This window comes from Terriglobales bacterium (assembly GCA_035624475.1).
Classification (GTDB): domain Bacteria; phylum Acidobacteriota; class Terriglobia; order Terriglobales; family Acidobacteriaceae; genus DASPRL01.
In genome coordinates this window covers 1-4,232 of sequence record DASPRL010000392.1, presented here as the reverse complement: position 1 = coordinate 4,232, position 4,232 = coordinate 1, and the positions used below count along the sequence as shown (strand labels likewise).

At 67.4% G+C, this 4,232-nt stretch carries 3 protein-coding genes; 1 reads left to right on the top strand and 2 read right to left on the bottom strand.

Annotation, left to right across the window (positions count from 1 at the left end):
• Positions 1 to 847 (top strand): tRNA epoxyqueuosine(34) reductase QueG (gene queG / locus VEG08_15235; protein ID HXZ29347.1); only part of this gene is annotated, 847 nt, incomplete at its 5' end.
• On the opposite strand, the gene VEG08_15230 is transcribed toward queG, so the two are convergent.
• Positions 798 to 1,892 carry a hypothetical protein gene (locus VEG08_15230; protein ID HXZ29346.1) on the bottom strand — a complete coding sequence of 365 codons (1,095 nt, stop codon included), beginning with the start codon at positions 1,890 to 1,892 and terminating at the stop codon, positions 798 to 800. The two genes, queG and VEG08_15230, sit on opposite strands and share 50 nt — an antisense overlap.
• Before the next feature lie 127 nt (positions 1,893 to 2,019).
• Positions 2,020 to 4,232, bottom strand: a 2,213-nt coding sequence (locus VEG08_15225; protein HXZ29345.1) for a protein kinase, incomplete at its 5' end; no start/stop codon positions are given.

The window sequence follows — 4,232 nt, the reverse complement described above, 5'->3', positions numbered from 1 at the left end:
CACCGACCCGGCGCGCGGCTGGATCTCGCGCTATGCCTGGGGCCAGCAGGACTATCACCAGGTGGTCATGGCGAGGCTGCGCCAGGTGGAGACGGCGTTGCGCGCGGCCGTCCCGCAGGACCTTGAGACCCGCTGCTACGTGGACACTGGACCGCTGGTCGAGCGCGTGGTCGCCAAGTACGCCGGCCTGGGCTGGCTGGGCAAGAACACCTGCCTGATCCATCCCAAGATGGGTTCGTGGCTCTTCCTGGGAGTGATTCTTACTTCGCTGGAGCTGGAGCCGGCCGCGCCCCTGCCCGACCGCTGCGGCTCCTGCACCCGCTGCCTGGATGTCTGCCCCACCCAGGCCTTCCCTGCCCCGTATGAGCTTGACGCCGCGCGCTGCATCTCCTACCTGACCATCGAGAAGCGCGGGGAGATTCCCGAAGAGCTGCGAGCGGGCGTGGGCCGACACGTCTTCGGCTGCGACCTCTGCCAGGAGGTCTGCCCCTGGAACCGCAAGGCGCCGGTGAGCGCGGCGCCGGAGCTCCAGCCGCGGCCGGAGCTGGTCAACCCGGCGCTGGAGTGGCTGGCCGGGCTTTCCGAAGAGGAGTTCCGCCGGAACTTCCGCGGCACGGCGGTGCGCCGGGCCAAGCGCAGCGGGCTGCGCCGTAATGCCGTGGTGGCCATGGGCAACAGCGGCGATGCGCGCTTCCTGCCGCACCTGGAGCACCTTTCCCATGACCCCGATCCCACGGTCGCCTCCCATGCCCGCCGGGCGCGGGCGCGACTGCGGCGCGCAGCGCAGGCGCAAGCCCCTACAACTTTGCCGCCGCGCGCTCCCGCGCGCGGAAGTAGAGCAAGGTGATGGCGATCATCGCAGGAACCTGTAGCAGCCCTACCAGCACGGTGGCACCAGCGCCCAGAGGGTACTGGCTCCAAAATGGGAACGGAAACTGCTCGGCGAGATAGCTTTGGCCCTTGTGCATCCCCAAGACAACCAGGTACGTCACTATCTCGCTTTCCATGAGCGCGAGCCAGATCCTGAGCACGAAGCGATCACTCAGCCTGTTGCTCGACTTCAGGGCAACCATAGCACTGGTGCTCTCGGTCATCACAAGCGGGATAGTGAATGCCATCCGCGCCAGCACCCCCAGTACCAAGGCCGCCAGAACGTACAAGGCCACGGTGGCGGAAGTCACGCTCATCCCAGGGGAGTGCGTCAGGGCTTCGACAATCGTGAAGAGGACCACGACAATCCCGCCTGCAGCACCGAAGCCTAAGCCGGTCAGAATGCCCGCCAGCACTGTCGCCCGCAGAAAGGGTCCCAGACGCGCCTGCAACCGCACACAACAGTCCCGCACCCGCACCTCCTGTGCCCGGCCCAGTCGATCCACCGCCGTGACAATACAAGCAAATGCCGCAGAGGTAACGGTCCAGGCGCTGAGTGCGGTCGTGAGGTTTACTGCCGTGGCCGCCGCGAGAAAGCTGGGAGTGAGCCGCCACGGACCTAAGGTGTCGGGCAGGAGAGCTTGCGCGAGCGCACGATTGGCCAAGCGGCGGACGACCCATATCCCAAAGTTGAGAAGGGCGGCTGGGACAATAAAGCTCGCGAACAGCCGGAAGTGGTCGCGGTACAGCCTGAGGGTTTCCAGGTAGAACGCGTGCAGCTTGCCGGTCCTGGCGAGCAGTCCCTTGGGTGGCGGCGCGTCCTCCTCGGCCTGAAACGCCGTCTTCCAGCCTTGCCACAGGCTCGGAGCCTCCTCCGCTGGAGGTGAGGGTTCCGCGGACGGCTGCGGCGTGTCCTCCACGCTCAGCCCCCGTTTTCTCAACTCTTCTTCCAGGGTCAGGCGCGCCGCTTCCAGCAAGGACCCTTGGTCGCGGGCCAACCGCAGCAACTCTTCGTCCGCCATCCGCGAGTAGGTTCGAGCGAGCTCCGCCGTGACAGGCGTAGGGTGCGAAGCTGACAAGTCGCCCTTCATGGCCCTGGGAATTTACCGCGATTCTCGTCCGAGAAGAACCGGAAAAATCGTTGACGGCTCAGCGCTTGAGCCGCTCCATCCAGTTCAGGGTGACGGTGAAGGGGGCCGAGCTCCCCTGGCTGTAGACGGAGGCGTAGAAGTGCTGGCCGTCGGAGGTGGGGGCGTAGAAGTTGCTCAGCACCGGGTGCGGGTTGAGGTCGAACAATGCCTTGGGCGCCTCTACCCCGAAGTTGTCCCCCTTGGCCGTGACCTCGGCGGCGAACAAGGTGGTGTAGGAGGTGTTGTTGAAGAAGAGCTCCTTCCCGTTCCGGCTCCACTGCGGCTCCAATCCTCCCCCGCTCGAGACCTGCCACTTCCCTGCCGGGTTGGGATTGGAGGGGTCGGGACGGAAGGGCACGACGTAGATCTCGAAGCGCCCGGTGTCTTGCCCGGAGTAGGCCAGCCACTTGCCGTCCGGGGAGACCACGGGGCCGCGCGCGCTGTCCGCGTTCTTCACCAGCAGGAAGGGCGGCTGGCTGGTGTTCACGGGGACGGCCCAGAGCTCCCACCGCCTCTTGGGGGCGAGCACGTCCCGCTCGATGAGCACGTAGCGGCCATCCGGGCTCCAGGAGGTGGGATAGAACTCGTCGGGCGACTGCAGCAGCATCTGCTCCGAACCCAGGCCGGAGGCCGCCTTGACGCGCAGGGTGGTGCTGCTCGCGCCTTTGGAGATGGCGCTCTCGTACACCAGCTTGCTCCCGTCCGGGGAGAACAGGGGACAGCAGGACTGCTGGTCGAAGGTGAAGCGGAACTTCTGCTTGGGCCCCAACTGGTAGAGCCAGATGTCGCCGCGGGTCCCGGCATCGCGGATGGAGAGCGCCACCCGGCTCCCGGCAGGCTCCAGCGAGACGCTCTCGATCATCGCCGGCTCCTGGTCGAGCAGGCTCTCCTTGCCGGTACGGTCCAGCAGCATCAGCTTGGTGCCCACGTCCACTGCGCCGGACTGGAAGGCGACCTCGCCGTTCTGCGAGGCCGAGAAGACGGCGAAGTTGAACTGCGGGTCGTACTGGATCTGCTCGCCGATGGGCTGGGGCTCGCCGGAGAAGCTCCCGCGCTTGGGATCGAAGGATTGGGCCAGCAGCGTGCCCTCGCGCACGAAGAGCAGGTAGCCGTTCACGAAGGCCACGTTGGAGTTCAGGTCGCCCAGCATGACGTTCTGGGGCGCGCTCAGGCTGGTCCAGTAGACGTGCGGCTCCGGCGCCTGGGCCACGTAGATGTAGTGGTCGCCGTCGGGAAGGAAGTAGGGGAAGCGGTGGCTGGTCTGGTTCAGGTGCCGGTCGAAGCTGGTGACCGCGGCCGCCAGGCCTCCCGACGCGGGCACGCGATAGAGCACGCTATCGCGCGTCCCGAACAGGATCACCCCGTCCTCGTTCCAGGCGCCGCCGCGTCCTTCGGCCACCTCGCAGACGGCCAGCACCACGCCCGTGGCGACCTCGATCTTCTTCAGCTTGCCGCCCGCGAAGAAACCCACGAAGCGGCTGTCGGGCGACCAGAAGGGATAGGCGGCGCCTTCGGTCCCGGCCAGGGGGCGGGGCTCCACCGAATCCAGGCTGCGCAGCCATAACGAGCGGTTCCCGATCTGCCCCTGGACGGTGGCCACGAAGGCGACCAGCTTGCCGTCGGGAGAGAGCGCGGGAGGCCCGGCGATGCCGCGGAAGTTGAAGTTGGTCTTCTCCGGCGGCATGACCATGAATTGCAGCACCTGGGGCCGCTGCAGCTTCTCGCGCAGCAGGAAGCCGCCGGCCACCAGCAGCGCCAGCACCACCCCCGAGACCCAGGCCAGGCGCTCGCGGTTCTTGCGGCGGTGCGCCACCGGGGCGGGCACGCCCAGTTGCGTGCCTCCTTCCGCGATCCACTGCAACTGCAGCTTCAGGTCATGCACGGTCTGGAAGCGCTCCTCCGGGTCCTTGGCCAGGCAGGTGCGCACCACGCGCTCCAGCGCGGGCGGGGTCATGGGGGCCAGCGCCGACAGCGGCTTGGGATCGGCGGAGAGGATGGCGGCGATGAGCGAGGCCTTGGTGCGTCCGCTGAAGGCGGGCTGCCCGGTGGCCATCTCGTAGAGCACCTCCCCGAAGGCGAAGATGTCGGTGCGCGCGTCGGCGTCCCGGCCCTCCACCTGCTCCGGGGCCATGTACTGGAAGGTGCCGACGATGGTGCCCTCGGCGGTGAGCTTGCGGTTCTCCGCGGTCAACTCGGTGAGGGCGGCGGCGATGGGCGCCTCGGTGCTCTTGG

Bases quoted from the DNA above. Each gene is read 5' to 3' on its own strand.
- VEG08_15230 (HXZ29346.1), bottom strand. From the start codon at position 1,892: ATGGCGGACGAAGAGTTGCTGCGGTTGGCCCGCGACCAAGGGTCCTTG.